The sequence below is a fragment of the Autumnicola lenta genome (assembly GCF_031846515.1).
Lineage (GTDB): Bacteria > Bacteroidota > Bacteroidia > Flavobacteriales > Flavobacteriaceae > Autumnicola > Autumnicola lenta.
Genome location: NZ_JAVRHO010000010.1, coordinates 75,770 through 92,665, shown reverse-complemented (window position 1 = coordinate 92,665; position 16,896 = coordinate 75,770). Strand labels below are relative to the sequence as shown.

Genomic DNA, 16,896 nt, shown 5'->3' with positions numbered 1-16,896 from the left:
CTGCAATTTACGAAAATTGTAGTTTTCACTACACCTCTTTATGAATTCAATAATACTAAATTCATAAGAAGTCAAAACCCTGTAAAATGCCTAATTTTAGGCCTGAAAACAGCATTTATGAGCAAAATTACGCTTCTTATACATTGTCCTGATGCCTCAGGGATTATCGCCAGCGTCACTTCTTTTATTTATGAGCATAAAGGTAATATAATCTATATCGATCAATATGTAGATGTTGAAAACAAGATCTTTTTTATGCGACTGGAGAGCGAATTTGCTAATAATGCGGAAATTTCGGTTATAAAAGAAGTGTTTAGGCAAAATATAGGAGATCGTTACCAGATGACGTGGCAGATGTACACCGCAGGCGCACCCCTAAAAATGGCAATTTTCGTGTCTAAGTATGATCACTGTCTTTATGATATTCTCGGGAGGTATAAATCTAACGAGTTGGATGTGACTATTCCAATGATTATAAGTAATCACGAGAACCTTAAACCTATTGCTGAAAGTTTTGATATTCCGTTTTACCATGTACCCGTTCTTAAAGGTAAAAAAGAAAAAGCCGAAGCCCGTCACCTGGAATTACTTCAGAAGGAAAAGATAGATCTTATTGTACTGGCGCGCTATATGCAAATAATACCACCCAATCTTATCAAAGCTTTTCCCAACCGAATTATTAATATCCACCACTCCTTTTTACCGGCCTTTGCAGGGGCAAAACCTTATCACATGGCTTATAAACGCGGAGTGAAAATTATTGGTGCGACAAGCCACTATGTTACCGAAGAGCTGGATGCGGGACCGATCATAGAACAGGATATTTCACGTATTTCCCATAGTCACTCTATAAATGACCTGATTTTAAAGGGAAGAGATCTGGAAAAAATCGTCCTTGCCCGCGGGATAAAATTGCACATAGCCCGAAAAACACTCGTTTACAACAATAAAACAATCATTTTTGTTTAATCTCGTCAGTCTTCTATTCTTGGAGGCTGCCTGCTGAAAAACCTTTCAACATAAAAAGCTTTTATTTTATCCTATCTTTGAAAAAAAGAAAACTATGAAAAAGTATTATTCCCTATGTCTACTATTGATTTTCACATCCTGTGCAGAATTGCAGGATATTGCAAGCCAGCTACCTCAAGGAGGATACGGGGTGAGCAATAATGACATAGCCGCAGGTCTTAGACAGGCTTTGGACATGGGAATAGAAAAACAAGTAACCAAGCTGACTCAGGAAGATGGTTTCTTCAGAAATGAACTTGTACGAATTACATTACCTCCGGAATTGCAGAAGGTAGACCAGACTTTACGGGATGTGGGACTGGGATCACTGGCAGATGAAGGTTTAAAGGTACTTAACCGGGCTGCAGAAGATGCAGTTCAGGAAGCGACACCTATTTTTGTAAATGCAGTACAGGAAATCACTTTTACAGATGCACGGAATATACTTTTAGGTGATGATAATGCTGCCACTCAATATTTGAACAATAAAACAGAAACTGCATTATATTCTAAATTTAATCCCGTCATTGAGAATTCTTTAGATAAAGTAGGTGCTACCCAGGTTTGGGGTAATCTTATCCAAAGATATAACAGCTTACCACTCACCTCCAGAGTAAATCCTGACTTACCGGATTATGTTACGCGGGAAGCTTTAAATGGTGTATTTACAATGATTGCTGTAGAAGAAAAACAAATCAGGGAGCAGGCTGCTTCAAGAACCACAGCCTTACTACAAAAGGTTTTTGCTTTACAGGATTAGACACAGCTTCTTATTTTAGTGATAATTAACAGAATTCACATTATTCCTCCGCTTTTTACCACAATGTTAACTGTAAGTTAGTAAATCTTAAGGCAGCTGCCGGTTAACTTTGTAAGTGAATAAAATGAATTATGTTTAGAATTTTTACAAAAAAGAATCGGGAGGAGCGGCTTTGTGAAAAATATAAGGAGCTTATGTATAAAGCATACAAGTCCGCACTTTATGACAAAGAAGAAAGCAATAAACTCAATTCCCGGGCGAAAAAAATCTTAGGGGAATTGCGTAGATTAAATTACCGTGAAATCGACGCGTGGTCCTGAAGCGTTAAAAAATAATCCATTGCCTTTATAAGTCGGCTGCCATACCAACTAAAGAATTCTCCATCTACCAGCAGTACTTCTGCTTCTATGTCTTTAAATAATTCTTTATGTTTGTCCCTAAAAAGATAAGGTTCTGAAGAAAGAAGAATAAGATCCAAATCGAGATTTTGTAACTCCTTAAAATTAGTTTCGGGATACCTGCCGGAAAATTCATTTTTGAATCCGTTAAGCTCCAACAATTCGTTTATGAATGTATTATTTCCAGCTACCATTAACGGATCTTTCCAAATGAAGTAAGCGACTTTTTTTATTCTCTTTCCTTCAACTTTATGCTCAACTTCTTTTTTCTTATTTCGAACTGCTGAAATCATTTTTTCAACCAGCAATTCCTTTTTAAAAATTTCTCCGTACTGTTGCATTAAATCAAAAGCACCCTCCAGGGTTACAATAAATGAAACATGGACGGGAGCTATTTTTTCGAGTTCCAGTACCATTTTTTCCGTGTTTTCCTCTTTATTGCAAAGAATAAGATCTGGTTGCAGCGCTTTTATCCTCTCCAAATGAACAGATTTTGTCCCTCCAACAATTGGTTTCCTCTTCCGCAAACCAACAGGATGAACACAGAATTTAGTAATACCTGAAATACGATCCTCCAATCCAAGATCAATTAATAACTCGGTTTGACTTGGTACTAAGGAGATAACACGTTTTGGATTTTCAGGAATTTTGATCTTCCGTTGGAGTTGATCTGTAAATTCCATAGCGGATTAAAGTTGCTTTAGCTCCTCTTCCATTTGTTTCTGAAGAACTTCTGCCTTGGCACCGGCAACTTCAGCAAAATTGGAAGAATCTGAAGCGTAGATTATCTTTCGAGAAGAATTAACCAAAAGACCTATATTTTTATTCATTCCATATTTACACACTTCTTCCAGCTTCCCACCCTGTGCACCTACTCCGGGAACCAACAAGAAACTATCAGGAACAATTTTTCTTATCTCCTGGAAATATTCGGCTTTTGTTGCACCAACCACGTACATAAGATTTTCTGAATTTTTCCAGGTTCTGGAAGTTTTTAAAACCTGTTTGTAAAGTTCAAGATCATCAATCTTTTTGGTCTGAAAATCAAAAGCACCTTCATTAGACGTTAATGCCAGTAAGATCGTATGCCTGTTCTGAAATTCTAAAAAAGGCTCTACCGAATCTTTACCCATATAAGGCGCCACGGTAACAGAATCGAACCCCATATCCAGCAGAAAAGTTTTGGCGTACATTCTGGAAGTATTGCCAATATCTCCACGCTTGGCATCTGCTATGGTATAGATTTCGGGATAATTGTCGTGTAGATAATCGACTGTTTTCTGCAGGGCTTTCCAGCCTTCTATTCCGCAGGCTTCATAAAAAGCAGTATTTGGTTTGTATGCCACAGCAAATTGCTGGGTGGCATCAATAATCGCTTTATTAAAAGCAAAAATAGGATCTTCTTCTGATAGTAGGTAAGAAGGAATTTTTTCCAAGTCTACATCTAAGCCGATACACAAAAAAGACTTTTTCTTATGGATTTGATTTATCAGCTCTTGAATTGACATAGAAGTTTGTTTAAAGTTTAAGGTTTGAAAAGTTTAAAGTTCCGTTGTGATGATCGTGTATTAAGTTTAATTTATAATAAATCTCACTTTATCCTCTTAGATTTTTCTTTTTTCTTTCCTCTTTTTCTTCACCCTTCACCCTTCACTGACTAAAAAACATCTGAATTCTCCTTGAGTTTTTCGGTATTCTCTACCAACTGAAGTTCATCAAGGATCTTCTGAATATCACCATTAATTATATTAGAAAGATCATATAAAGTTAAATTGATTCTATGGTCTGTAACCCGTCCCTGGGAGTAATTATAAGTTCGGATTTTTGCACTACGGTCACCACTGGAAACCATTGAATTTCTCTTGGCTGCATCTGCTTCCATTTTCTTCGCAAGCTCCATTTCATAAAGTCGGGAACGCAATACTCTAAATGCTTTCTCCTTATTTTTATGCTGGGACTTTTGATCCTGGCATTGCGCTACAAGTCCGGTTGGTTCGTGGGTTAAGCGAACCGCAGAATAAGTGGTGTTTACAGACTGTCCACCTGGCCCCGAAGAGCAGAAATAATCTACCCGAACTTCCTTTGGATCAATTTCCACATCAAATTCTTCAGCTTCAGGTAATACCATAACAGTAGCTGCAGAGGTATGTACGCGACCCTGAGTCTCAGTTTGCGGAACACGCTGCACACGGTGGACTCCAGCTTCAAATTTTAAAGTTCCGTAGACATCTTCTCCGGAAACTTCAAAAATCATTTCTTTAAAACCTCCACTGGTACCCTCACTAAAATCAACAATATTGTGCTTCCAGCCTCTACTTTCTACATACTTGGTATACATGCGGTAAAGGTCACCCGCAAAAATACTTGCTTCGTCACCTCCTGTACCGGCCCGTATTTCCATTACCACGTTTTTAGCGTCTTCAGGATCTTTTGGGACGAGCATCATCCTGATCTTTTCTTCCAGTTGGGGAAGTTGTTCCTTAGCCTCTTCCATCTGAAGTTTTGCCATTTCAGTCATTTCAGGATCACTCCCGTCGGCAATGATTTCTTCAGATTCCTGGATATTTTGCGTTAGTTCCATGTAAACTTCGCGCACATCCATTAATGCTCTTAGGTCCTTATACTCTTTATTTAATTCAATATATCGCTTCTGATCGGCAATTACATCCGGCTGAATGATCAAATCATTTACTTCATCAAATCGCTGCTTTACTATGTTAAGCTTCTCAATCATATAACCCTTCTGATTTTTGAATTAGCAAATTTACGATAAAATCATGGAATTGTATGACGGAAAAGAAAGCATCTAAATTTTTCCAGATTAAGGACAAAACATGATCTTTGGATTAAAAATTGTATTTTCAAGCATATTTACCGGTAATGCGAAAGACTCTTAAATCTGGTTTTATATTTTATAAAAGTTATATTGTTACTTCACTCCTGCTCAATTTTTTCATGGTTTACGTAGCAATAACGCCTTATGTAATCATCTTGTTTAAAATTTTTATTACCAGCATAGTGTTCCTTTGGATACGGCTTTTGCCTCCTGCAAATGAAAAACTAGTTTTCTATTATAATCTTGGCCTTAGAAGCAGAAGGCTTTTTGCTGTTGTTTTGTTTTATGATCTGGTCTTAACTGCCGCCTGCTTATTAATAATATCTACGATATGAAGCTGGAAATAGACAATGTGGAATTAAATTACTCCGGGAAAAAAATTCTCAGCGGAATTTATCTGAAAGCTGAAAAAGGTAAAATTACCGGCCTCTTAGGCTCAAATGGCTGCGGGAAAAGCAGCTTATTAAAGATCATCTTCGGAAGCCTTAAACCCAAGAACAAACTGTTAAAAATAAACAACAAACCTTGTCTAAAGCCCTTGTATGTTTCCAAAAATGTAAAATACCTGCCGCAGCATCCTCTTTTTCCCAAGAACCTCTACCTGAAAGAAGCTTTTCATTTATTTGATGCCGACTGGGAAGCATTTATTTCGCATTTCCCTAACCTTAAAAAACATTTTCATGAACAATTTGGAAAACTTTCCGGAGGAGAACGTCGTCTAACTGAAATTTTCCTGGTCTTGAACAGCAGTTCCGAAATAATATTGCTGGACGAACCTTTTACTCATCTATCACCGCTTTATATAGAAAGCATTTCCGAAATACTTCAGAAAGCAAGGCAGAAAAAGGCAATTATCATTACCGACCATATGTACCGACATGTTTTGGATATTGCCGATGAAATTTACCTGATAAAGGACCGTCACAGTTATCAAATCACGCAGCCTTCGGATCTTGAAAACTATAATTATTTAAGACAGGGAACATTACAATCTTTTTAGAAATAATAAAATTCACCAAATTCGCTCTTAATGGTCAGTTTCTTTTCTTCGGAAGCCTCTACCCTTCCAATAATCTTAGCATCAACATCAAAAGATTTCGAAATATTTATAATCTCTTCTGCATTTTTTTCATCTACATAGAGCTCCATACGGTGTCCCATGTTAAAAACCTGGTACATTTCTTTCCAATCAGTTTTACTTTCCTGCTGAATAAGTTTGAATAACGGTGGCACTTCAAACATATTATCTTTTATGATATGCAGGTTATCCACAAAATGAAGAATTTTTGTTTGTGCTCCTCCACTGCAATGAACCATTCCATAGATTTCTTTATTGGGAAACTTTTGAAGGATTTTCTTGATAACAGGCGCATACGTTCGGGTAGGGGAAAGCACCAATTTGCCAGCATCCAGAGGAGCGCCTTCTATTTTATTGGTAAGGGATTTTGTACCTGAATAAATGAGATCTTCAGGAATGCTATTATCAAAACTTTCCGGATATTTTTCAGCCAGAACCTTAGAAAAGACATCATGCCTGGCAGAAGTCAGGCCATTACTTCCCATTCCGCCGTTATACTCCTTCTCATAAGATGCCTGCCCCGAAGATGAAAGACCAACGATTACATTTCCGGGTTTAATATTTGCATTGTCTATTACATCACTACGTTTAATCCTCGCAGTGACCGTAGAATCCACAATTATTGTTCTTACAAGGTCTCCAACATCTGCCGTTTCCCCGCCTGTGGCGTGAATCTCTACTCCGTACTCTTTTAATTCAGCAATTAATTCTTCTGTACCGTTTATAATAGCAGAGATAACTTCGCCGGGGACAAGATTCTTATTCCTGCCTATCGTTGAAGAGAGCAGAATTTTATCTGTAGCACCAACACATAAAAGGTCATCGATATTCATTATCAATGCATCTTGCGCAATGCCTTTCCAAACCCCGAGATCCCCAGTTTCCCTCCAGTACATGTAAGCAAGCGAAGATTTTGTCCCGGCACCATCGGCATGCATTAACAGACAAAATTCTTCATCTCCCGTAAGAAAATCGGGTACAATTTTGCAGAAAGCTTTAGGAAATAAACCTTTATCTACATTTTTAATTGCATTATGAACATCTTCCTTACCTGCTGAAACACCACGGCTGGCATACCTTTTACTGATTTCCTGACTCATGAATATAACTGAATTTAAGCTTCAAAGATAAGGAGTTTAGTTTTGCCCGTGAAAGATTTATAGAAGCAAAAGCGGCAGCCTTGTAAGACTACCGCTTCCACTTCGAAAGTTGGTTAATTAATTCTTATTCCCAGTCTGGCATTGTCGCATTTTCAACAATTTGAGTTCTGGTATCATTTTCCTCGTTATTTTCATCTATGCTTTTGGTGTAGATGTTTCTTGGTGAGAGTCCGTCATTAGAAGTATTTACAAAAATAACTTTAGCTTCATTAGGTGAAAACCTTGGATCAAGATCATTGGTTCCTTCAGGTTTATTTTGACTAATATTTATAATTTCCCCACTTGAGAAATTATAGATAAACATACGTGTATCCAATTGACGATTAGTACTGCTTTCATATTCTGAAACATCACGGGTAAAAAGCAAGTTACGGTTATCTACAGCCAGATCAATCCCCCCCAGGGCTCCATCTACACCAGAAATAACAGATTGTTTAAATTGTCCATCTGGAGAAATCGTAAAGATCGAACCATTGTATCCGTCAGGATCATTTGTAAGTAGTGCAATTATACTATTATCTTCACTAACGTCTACAGCTGTAATAAATTTACCATTAGAAGTACTGTAAATTTTCTGTGTTCCTCCACCCGTTGCATTTACCCGATAAAGATCTCCAAAATTGGGATACATCAGAGAGGTTCCATCATTAGCCCACGAGAATTCAATCCTTTCAAGATCATATCCATTAACGGGGATATTTGATGTTACCTGGAACTGGTTAGTACCATCCGGGTTCATAGTAAAAAGTTGTGTACGTCCGCCAACTGTTCTAAGAAAAGCAATTTTATTGCTGGCATTATTCCTTCTAGGCCTGAAACTGTTTTTGGCAGAAGAAGTCAGCTGCACCTCATTCTCTCCGTTAGAAGAAAAAATAACATTGTTGCCATTTATATTTTTGATGTATAAATATCTGCCTGAAAGTTGGGAAGTCTGGAAAGCGTAAACAGGACTTAAGACAGGATCATTAACAATATCTGAAACTTTCACCTGCCAAAAGTACTTATAACCGTAATTAAGGTCATTAACAGTATAAGTAGTATCTGTAATATTTGAAAAAGTCCGGACCTCATCATTGACGCTATTTCTCAATTCGAGCTCATACACCAGTTCGTCCCCGTCAGGATCTCCCGAACTCCAAACAAATTGTACCGGAAAAGCTACATCTGTAGCATTGTCTACCGGAGAGGATGGTTGAGGCACCTCCGGGCGGCGATTATTTGCAAATTCCGGCTGAAGTTCAAAAATCACATTTACTTCAGAATTAGGACGGACTGTCGCTCCTTCAAACCGGGTAAGTAGGCCTTCCTTTCTTGCTTCAACAGAATAATCTCCCTCAGAAATATTTTCTAAAACAAATTCTCCGTTTTCATCAGTAAACACAGTAGAAGATGCAGGGTTGGTTGAAATCCTAACGTTATTAATTGGTTCATTACTGCCTTCATTCACTACAGTTCCTGTAATAGAACCATTTCCCAAAGCATCTATAGTATCTTCACTGCAGGCGCCAAACAACAGCAGTACACATAGCGCCGATAAATATTTAATATTTTTCATAGGTTAAGTTTTAATTGTTCTTTGGCTGACTTGATTTTCCCAGATAAAAGTTGATTCCTACTCCAAAATTGAAGAATTGGTCATTTCTTTTCCCATTTATGATATAATCCACTTCATCATCGAATGACAGGTTGTGCTGAGCGAAAAGTTTAAGTCCCAGTTTACTATTCAAGAGATACTCTGCGCCAATTCCATACTGAAACTTCAGATGTATATTTTCCTGATCTTCAGGTATCTCTTCCAATCCCATTATAAATCCCGGACCTCCAAAAATGTAAGGTGATAAATTATCATTTGGCAGGAGCAGATAGCCACCATTAAGATCGAGACCCAGTAATCTCCTGGAAAACGCATTTTCATTCTTTAACTGGAAACCACTTGCACCAATGTTTAGGAATAGAGATTTTGATATTCCGGTTGTATAGTCAATTCTCACGTGAGCGCCAGCTTCTTCTCCTGAATAATCTCCACGCATAAGCGCTGTACCAAGCGCCACTCCAAAAGAATTATTATAATTCCTTTGAATAAATTTTCTATTATATAAGCCGGTAAGGTCTGCATCATTTTTTTCTGCCTCGTAATCGCTTATTAACTGAGCTGAAGCTTCTTCTTCCTCCTTTGTATTCCAAAGATCATCCTGCAACCCTTCAATTATAAGCCCCTCTACGGCTTTTTCTATAGCTTCTTTTACAGCCAATTGAACAGGCTCATTCCTGGTAAAACCGGTTTCCACCTCCAGTAAACGTTGAAAATTTACATATTTATATAAACTAACATCTAAAGCCTGTGAAAGAATAGTCTTGGATATGTAAATGTTCTTAAGAATTTTCCCACTGGAAGTAGAAATTGCCCTCAGATAAATTGTAATCCTGTCCTGACGATACTGTGTACTACCTCCCACACCAAAATAACGGGCTCCCATCCCTCCGGTAATAATGTTAGTATCATAAGAAACTATACCACCTTCCAGAAGAATACCAGCATATAATAACGGCGGAACCTGCGGCTGATCGGTATTGGATCCCTGATACTCCTGCCTTGTTGATCTTATTATGTTTCGCTCATTTAATAAATTGCCGATATTTTCCCGTTCTATTGGCGTAAACCATCGGGAATCTTCAAGTGCTTTTATGAGAATAGAGGTAGCGCCTTGAGTAACTGCTGTACTAAAAGTACTCCCCACTTCTGAAGTTTTATACTGTCCGGTTAAGTCTCTGAAGTTGTAGACTCCAACTACTACAGGTTCTTCCGGCAGGGGCAGTGTTTTTAATCGCGCGGTTACTTTGGATGTTTCGCCAATCCTGGCTTCTGCAACATCAACCGGCTGATTGAAATAAGTTCCACAGGATATAGTCACAGATGTTAGCAGGACTACACCTAGAATTTTGTAACAGTTCATAAATAAGTAGGTTTATGATTAATTTGGGATCACGATTTGGGTCTGTTCTCCTGTGTTTGTATCTAAAATATTAATAACCAGTCCTTCGTCAGAAGGATAAATATCCACGGCAAGACTACCAAAAGAATAAGTTCCCGGATTTAAGCCGTCTTGTCCAAACTGCCTTGTAAAAGCGCTCCTGGAGACCTGCCCTAATAATTGAGAATTAAGACTTGATGTAAATCTTTCAAGTTCAGTTTGTTGCTGCCGTCCTGTAGTTGCAGCAGGATCTTTAAAAGAATTTTGCGCCTGTGCAGATGCCAATAACCATTGTGAATTATAGGGATTTCCACCAAAAGCAGGGTTTTCGGGAGTATAAACCAGCTGCTGGGATTGCATGGAATAGCCGGCCATAGAAATAAAAAAAATAAGTAAAAGGTTCTTCATAGGTTAAATTTTACTTGGGTTAATATCGCGTGAGGCTTTCGTTCCTGTTTTTTAAGTATTCGAAGTGGCGGTTCACTTGTTTTAAAGCCTGGTCTGCCTGATCTTTTAAGTAGTCTAGTTTTGGCCTTGCAAAAAACTGATAAACGAGTTTGTTGTCTATTTTGACCATTATTCTTGTAGTCCTACCAAAACTGATCATTTCATCAATTTCAATTATTTTATTTCCCTGATTTGGACTTAAACTGTACTTCTGATAGAAAAAATCGTAGAAATCTTTCCCTGGTTTGGTCTTGGTCTTTTCAGTAACCATGCCCGTCAGTTCTATACCTTCATTAGGTTTTTGATAGGATTTTCTTTCTTCAGCTTTTTTCTCTTCTGAAGAACCATAAACTCTTCTATCTGTTCCCAATAATTTATCATCCTCATCATAAATAAGTAAAAGAATTATTGTTTTTCCACTGGGATCAACAGAAACAGAGGTCTGGGAAAGGTTCTTTGTTTCAAACGGCTCTAAAATAAAACGTCCCGACTGGGAATTTTTAGAAGAATTGTTACTGTTGCCACTGGAAGTAATGACGGATAATTCGTACCTAAGACTAAAGTTGCCTTCCGTTTTATTTGTTGCCGTACCAATAATCTCAAGAATATCATCCTTTGCATCGTTAGTTTTTATGGCTGCTTCTACTTCTGAATTAAAGTTTTGAGAAGAAACCAGAAGAGAAAAAAATAAAAGAATTAGAAAAAGAAACCAACGCCCAATATATTTTATAAATTCACTTTTCATATAAAACTTCTTAGGTAAAAAAACCTGTAGAAAAATACCGGTATTCATTTAAATTATTTTCTAAATAAATTAGTTGAAATTCCTAACAATTATTGAATTAGCATCGCCTGTCATTTGAAACATCAACTTACTACCAATTGAGTTGACACCATAACTCTCAAAGTTAAGGTTATTTCCATTTTGTCTAACGTTTATTGGAACGTCTAGGTTAGGATCACTTGCTAAATTCAAAACAAAATTGCTGTTACCGTTTTGAGTGACCGTTCCTTCCATACTTCTTACATGAGCCTCTAAATGTATAGTGTTATAGCTTCCCTCCTGATTTAGATTCAGGTTACTATCTTCCGCTGTCATGTTAACGTAGGATGAATTCCCTTCTCCAACTTGTGCAATATATATATTATTAGAAACAAAAGGTGATATTATTTTTTCTGCGTGTACCTGGATTTCACGAATTATTTTCGAGTTTCTTTTATCAGCCGAGCTAATGTCATCTACTACAATATCTTGCCCTAAGGAGGAAAGGCAGTTTATTATAATAAAAACACCTGAAAATAAAAGCCTTAGTTTCATGATTTTACTTTGGTAAGAAAGGGGCAGTCATACATTAACTGCCCCATTAAATTGTTTAAGACTTATTTTTAGAGTTCTATTGTTGAATTACAAAAGCTTTATGGCTGTCTCCACTCTGGTCTATAACAGAGTGCTGCCAGTCATTTGATTGAGTTGTTTCAGCAAGATTGTTATTCCCATTAAGCTGGTTGTGATGAGCATAGCCGTAGTTACCATTTTGTGTAATAGTAGATAGGTTACCTCCAATAGCAGTATAAGGATCAGCTCCTTGTACAGCAGAAGCGGAGTTAAAGTCTCCTGTTTGGTACTGATATGAATCATTCCCACTTCTTTGTTGACTTGCATAGGCATCATTACCTTGTCCTGTTTGTTCTTGACGAGAAAAATTGTCTTCCATATATTGAGACACAAACGCCTCGTTATATGCTCCTCCATCACCAACCTGTACTACTTCCGCTACATTAAAACGGGCAGTAACGGCACCGGTTGGCCTTTGAAATACACGAGCACGACTATATGTCCCAGACTGCTCTACGTTGGAGGTGTTGTCATCTCCAATTTGCGTCACTTCCGCATCATTATTTCTAAAGGTATTAGATCCGCTCTGGGTAAGAATACTATTATTCCTGTCCCCTGTCTGCCGTAATTTGAAATAATTACCTTCTCCGCTTTGCGTTGCATCAGAGCGGTTATGATCACCAACTTGTGTAACCATTGCGTAATGGTCTAGTCCGCTTTGAGTAAGAAAACTTTCATTGTTACTTTCCGCAATTTCTGTTGCTGCTTTCAACCCTGCTGCTGGTGGCGTTTGAGCAAACCCAATTGCTCCAATCATTAGCGCTGCTGCGCTTAAAACTACTTTTTTCATAATTTGAAATATTTAATGGTTAATTTAATTGATTACAATTTCAAAAATGGGGCGGAGTAATTTTAAACGAACCGAAATTAGGGGTTCTGATTCGAAAAACATCCTTAGGGGTGGATGATGACCAAGAAGTAGTGGGGATTCTTAATCACAAGGCTAAACTAAGCAAAAGCTTCTTTGCCCAAAACTATTTTCGATGTAGGACAAAATTAATTGTTAAAATACTAAGGTAATTTTAGAAATCCCTTATAAAATATAGGATGTCGATAAAGCTTTTAGAGTAAACATCTAACTTTTTAAGGTTATTTCCTACAAAAAAGAAGATTTTTCGTACGTAATCCCACAAATCAGCTCAATTAATTTCCAAAGGTAACGTTTAAGACGAACCTCTACTATATTACCCCAGAAATTGATGAAGTATAAGCCTTATAACCAGCTTAAACTCATTCCATTCCTAAAGAACTTAAGCAACATCACTTCTGTAAAATCTGGAAGAAAATCCTGAATTTTAAAGGCTATAACGAGTAGCAGAAATTATTTACTATTATCAGCAAACCTAACTTTCTAAAACAAGAAAGCCACGGAGCAAATTGCTCCGTGGCTTGTATAAATTTTATGTAAATCAAATTATCTTGTAAACAACAACTCTCTGTACTTCGTTAATGGCCATAATTCGTCATCCACCAATAGTTCAAGCTTATCACAGTGATATCTGATCTCATCAAAGTAAGGTCTAACGTCATCACAATAAGAATGTGCTTTTTCCTCAGCATCTTCCATTTTGTTAGCTACTTTACGGGCTTCTATCATTTCCCCTACTTTGCTGTTAATAGCAGCAATGTGAGTAGAAATACTTTCAATAATACCCAATTGCTCAGACGCATATTTCTTGTAATGTTCTTCGTAAATTTCTTTTATTCCCCTCACGTTCTTAATAAGAACGTTTTGGTAGCGTATTGCTGTCGGGATAATGTGATTTCTGGCAATATCTCCAAGAATCCTTCCCTCAATCTGAATACGCATTGCATATTCTTCAAGTTCAATCTCGTGGCGGGCTTCAACTTCCACCCTGTTCATTACCTTAAGATCCTCGTAAAGCTTGATAGTTTTTTCTGCAATCTGAACTTTAAGCGCCTGTGGTGTCTTTTTGTTATTACTTAAACCTCGCTTTTCTGCCTCTTTCTCCCATGCGTCGCTATAACCGTCTCCTTCAAAACGAATTTTTTTGGATTCCTTGATATATTCACGAAGAACATTAAAGATGGCATCATCTTTTTTCATTTTCTCATCCTTGATAAGCTTATCAACTTCAGTTTTAAAGTCGATTAGCTGCTTAGCCATAATACTATTCAAAACCGTCATTGGATTTGCACAGTTAGCCAAAGACCCTACAGCTCTAAACTCAAATTTATTTCCTGTAAAGGCAAAAGGAGAAGTCCTGTTCCTGTCTGTATTGTCAAGTAAAATTTCAGGAATTTTACCTACTACGTTTAATTTAAGTTCGGTTTTTTCCTGAGGAGATAACTTCCCGTCAGTTACTTTTTCAAGTTCATCAAGAACCGCTGTAAGTTGAGAACCAATAAATGCTGAAATGATCGCAGGAGGAGCTTCGTTAGCACCCAGTCTATGGTCATTTGATGCACTTGCAATCGCAGCTCTCAGCAACTCTTCATTATCATGTACTGCTTTAATAGTATTGATGAAGAAAGTAAGGAATTGAAGGTTCTTCATTGGCGTACTTCCGGGAGCCAAAAGATTTGTTCCGGTATCAGTACTTAAAGACCAGTTATTATGCTTACCACTTCCATTAATTCCTGCAAAAGGCTTTTCATGCATCACTACTTTAAAGTTGTGACGCTCTGCTACTTTACCCATAACATCCATGATAAGAGAGTTATGATCTACCGCAAGGTTAGCCTCTTCAAAAATAGGAGCAAGCTCGAACTGATTTGGAGCAACCTCATTATGCCTTGTCTTCACCGGAATCCCCAGCTTCATGCACTCGATTTCCAAATCCATAATATAAGCCAATACTCTGGAAGGGATAGAACCAAAATAATGGTCATCCAATTGCTGACCTTTTGCCGGAGCATGTCCAAGTAATGTTCTTCCTGCCAATTGAAGGTCAGGACGTGTAGCAGCTAAAGCAGAATCAATAAGAAAGTATTCCTGCTCCCATCCAAGGGTTGCGTTTACTTTAGTTACGTTTTTATCAAAATATTTTACTACTGAAGTTGCAGCCTGATCTACAGCCTGCAAAGCCCTTAGTAAAGGAGTCTTATAATCTAAAGCTTCTCCTGTATAGGAAACAAACACTGTAGGAATACTTAGGGTAGTTCCCCAGATAAAAGCCGGAGAAGTTGGATCCCATGCGGTATATCCTCTTGCTTCAAAGGTATTTCTAATTCCACCGTTTGGAAAACTGGAAGCATCAGGCTCCTGCTGTACAAGCGCTCCACCACCAAATTTCTCTATTGCCGATCCATCTCCGGTAGTTTCAAAAAAAGCATCATGCTTTTCTGCAGTAGATCCTGTTAGAGGCTGGAACCAGTGAGTGTAATGGGTAGCACCTTTACTAATTGCCCATTCTTTCATTCCGGAAGCAATATGATCTGCTACTGAACGATCTATTTTAGAACCGTCTTTTATAGCATCAGTCACACTTTTGTGAGCTTCTTTGGTAAGGAACTGCTTCATGGTTGTCAGGTCGAAAACATTGCTTCCAAAAATTTCTGACCTTCTACCAGGTTCTTCAATTTTAACCGTAGTACGGTTAAATGTTTGTTTTAAAGCTTCAAATCTTAAGGTTGACATATTATTTTGGTTTGAAAATTTCTAAATTCGATCGCCAAATTTATTAATTTTTATTCAAACCCCCCTTAAAATCAGTGACCATTTAAAAAAAATTATGTATTCTTCATTATGACCCCTGAATATTAACCTAAAAATGCAATACTCACAAAAATCGAATAACTTACAAATAATATTACACCTTTATATCTTCCCAGTTGAAACTTTTTTGGTAAAAAAGCCAACGGAATAAGCACAAAAGCCACTCCTATCATCCAGAAAATGTCATTGTTAAGAATTGCTTCAGATTTTAAATATATGGGCTGAATTAAAGCGGTAAGCCCTAATACCGAAGCTATATTAAAGATATTTGAACCTATTAAGTTACCCAGGGAAAGTGCTTTTTCCTTCCGAAGGGCAGCTATGACCGAAGCAGCCAATTCCGGAATACTGGTCCCTACAGATATCATGGTGACAGAGATCACCCTTTCACTTATCCCCATTGTTGTCGCCAGATCCACCGCGCCTTCCACCAATAACTCTGAACCTCCCCAAAGCGACACACCGCCAATAATCAACCACAGGATCATTTTAAAGTTAGAAACGGCTTTTAAAGACTCGTCTACTTCTTCTATTGCTATGCCCGTTCTCTTACGAGATCGGGTTATAAGTGCAATAAGATATATTACCAGGGCTATCAACAGGCAAAAGCCTTCTAATCTTGAAATATTCCCCCCACTCTTCAGAAGAAAATATAAGGCAATTGAAAAAATCATCATTACAGGCCAGTTGAAACTGTAAAAGTCACGGTCAATCGCAAGAGGTGTTATGATTGCCGTTATTCCTAATACAAGGCCGATATTTGCAATATTTGAGCCTATTACATTTCCTAGTGATATATCTGAAAAACCATCGAGTGCGGCCTGCAAGCTCACCAGCAACTCTGGAGCTGAAGTTGCAAAAGAGACTACTGTGAGACCAATTACCATTTTAGAAAGATTCAGTTTAAAGGATAGGGCGACAGAAGATCGCACGAGGAATTCTCCTCCTACTACCAGAAGAACCAGGCCTAAAAGAATGAAGATTATACTCATTAGTTTTTTTTGCGAAGATAATAGAATCTTTCAAGGTTTATAGTAAACCTCAATTCCATCGAAAACATAAACTCTCTCAGCCGTATCTTACAAAATGATTACCGGTTTCTTCATAATGTTCAGATCAACCTACCCTCCATTTATAAATCGGATTTCCAAAAGTGAAATAA

16 protein-coding genes are annotated in these 16,896 nt (G+C 37.7%); 4 read left to right on the top strand and 12 right to left on the bottom strand.

Going from position 1 to position 16,896, the window contains the following annotated elements; genetic code table 11:
• Positions 1-117: 117 nt before the first annotated feature.
• The 3 genes from purU (at position 118) to RM545_RS08755 (ending at position 2,088) form a co-directional block, all read left to right on the top strand.
• Positions 118-969, top strand: a complete 852-nt coding sequence (purU, locus tag RM545_RS08765; protein ID WP_311494945.1) for a formyltetrahydrofolate deformylase — start codon at positions 118-120, stop codon at positions 967-969.
• Positions 970-1,063: 94 nt separating this feature from the next.
• Positions 1,064-1,768: a DUF4197 domain-containing protein gene (locus RM545_RS08760; RefSeq protein ID WP_311494944.1), complete on the top strand. Its 705-nt coding sequence runs from the start codon at positions 1,064-1,066 to the stop codon at positions 1,766-1,768.
• 131 nt (positions 1,769-1,899) lie between these two features.
• Complete coding sequence (locus RM545_RS08755) at positions 1,900-2,088, top strand: Lacal_2735 family protein (RefSeq protein WP_311494943.1); 189 nt, start codon at positions 1,900-1,902, stop codon at positions 2,086-2,088.
• Here the strand turns inward: RM545_RS08755 and RM545_RS08750 are convergent.
• The 3 genes from RM545_RS08750 to prfA form a co-directional block, all read right to left on the bottom strand.
• Positions 2,061-2,849: an ABC transporter substrate-binding protein gene (locus RM545_RS08750; protein WP_311494942.1), complete on the bottom strand. Its 789-nt coding sequence runs from the start codon at positions 2,847-2,849 to the stop codon at positions 2,061-2,063. The genes RM545_RS08755 and RM545_RS08750 overlap by 28 nt on opposite strands.
• A 6-nt stretch (positions 2,850-2,855) precedes the next feature.
• A complete protein-coding gene (pyrF, locus tag RM545_RS08745) occupies positions 2,856-3,674 on the bottom strand; it encodes an orotidine-5'-phosphate decarboxylase (protein WP_311494941.1) in 819 nt (272 codons plus the stop codon).
• 149 nt (positions 3,675-3,823) lie between these two features.
• Positions 3,824-4,900, bottom strand: coding sequence for a peptide chain release factor 1 (prfA, locus tag RM545_RS08740; RefSeq protein WP_311494940.1), 1,077 nt, complete (start codon positions 4,898-4,900; stop codon positions 3,824-3,826).
• Positions 4,901-5,333: 433 nt separating this feature from the next.
• Here prfA and RM545_RS08735 point away from each other — a divergent pair, with 433 nt between their 5' ends.
• Positions 5,334-6,002, top strand: coding sequence for an ATP-binding cassette domain-containing protein (locus RM545_RS08735; protein WP_311494939.1), 669 nt, complete (start codon positions 5,334-5,336; stop codon positions 6,000-6,002).
• Here RM545_RS08735 and RM545_RS08730 read toward each other — a convergent pair.
• The 9 genes from RM545_RS08730 to RM545_RS08690 all read right to left on the bottom strand — a co-directional run bounded on the left by RM545_RS08730 (position 5,999) and on the right by RM545_RS08690 (position 16,726).
• Positions 5,999-7,180, bottom strand: a complete 1,182-nt coding sequence (locus RM545_RS08730) for an AIR synthase related protein (RefSeq protein ID WP_311494938.1) — start codon at positions 7,178-7,180, stop codon at positions 5,999-6,001. The genes RM545_RS08735 and RM545_RS08730 overlap by 4 nt on opposite strands.
• Before the next feature lie 124 nt (positions 7,181-7,304).
• Positions 7,305-8,795: a carboxypeptidase regulatory-like domain-containing protein gene (locus RM545_RS08725; protein ID WP_311494937.1), complete on the bottom strand. Its 1,491-nt coding sequence runs from the start codon at positions 8,793-8,795 to the stop codon at positions 7,305-7,307.
• Positions 8,796-8,805: 10 nt separating this feature from the next.
• Positions 8,806-10,194, bottom strand: a complete 1,389-nt coding sequence (locus tag RM545_RS08720; protein ID WP_311494936.1) for a CsgG/HfaB family protein — start codon at positions 10,192-10,194, stop codon at positions 8,806-8,808.
• Between the two features lie 18 nt (positions 10,195-10,212).
• On the bottom strand, positions 10,213-10,620 hold the full coding sequence (locus RM545_RS08715) for a curli production assembly/transport component CsgF (protein WP_311494935.1): 408 nt from the start codon (positions 10,618-10,620) through the stop codon (positions 10,213-10,215).
• A 19-nt stretch (positions 10,621-10,639) separates the two neighbouring features.
• Positions 10,640-11,404: a CsgE family curli-type amyloid fiber assembly protein gene (locus RM545_RS08710; protein WP_311494934.1), complete on the bottom strand. Its 765-nt coding sequence runs from the start codon at positions 11,402-11,404 to the stop codon at positions 10,640-10,642.
• Between the two features lie 69 nt (positions 11,405-11,473).
• Positions 11,474-11,977, bottom strand: a complete 504-nt coding sequence (locus RM545_RS08705) for a hypothetical protein (RefSeq protein ID WP_311494933.1) — start codon at positions 11,975-11,977, stop codon at positions 11,474-11,476.
• A gap of 76 nt (positions 11,978-12,053) precedes the next feature.
• Positions 12,054-12,767: a hypothetical protein gene (locus RM545_RS08700; RefSeq protein WP_311494932.1), complete on the bottom strand. Its 714-nt coding sequence runs from the start codon at positions 12,765-12,767 to the stop codon at positions 12,054-12,056.
• A gap of 702 nt (positions 12,768-13,469) precedes the next feature.
• Positions 13,470-15,656, bottom strand: a complete 2,187-nt coding sequence (locus RM545_RS08695; protein WP_311494931.1) for a glutamine synthetase III family protein — start codon at positions 15,654-15,656, stop codon at positions 13,470-13,472.
• A 122-nt stretch (positions 15,657-15,778) separates the two neighbouring features.
• Positions 15,779-16,726, bottom strand: coding sequence for a calcium/sodium antiporter (locus tag RM545_RS08690; protein WP_311494930.1), 948 nt, complete (start codon positions 16,724-16,726; stop codon positions 15,779-15,781).
• Positions 16,727-16,896: the final 170 nt, after the last annotated feature.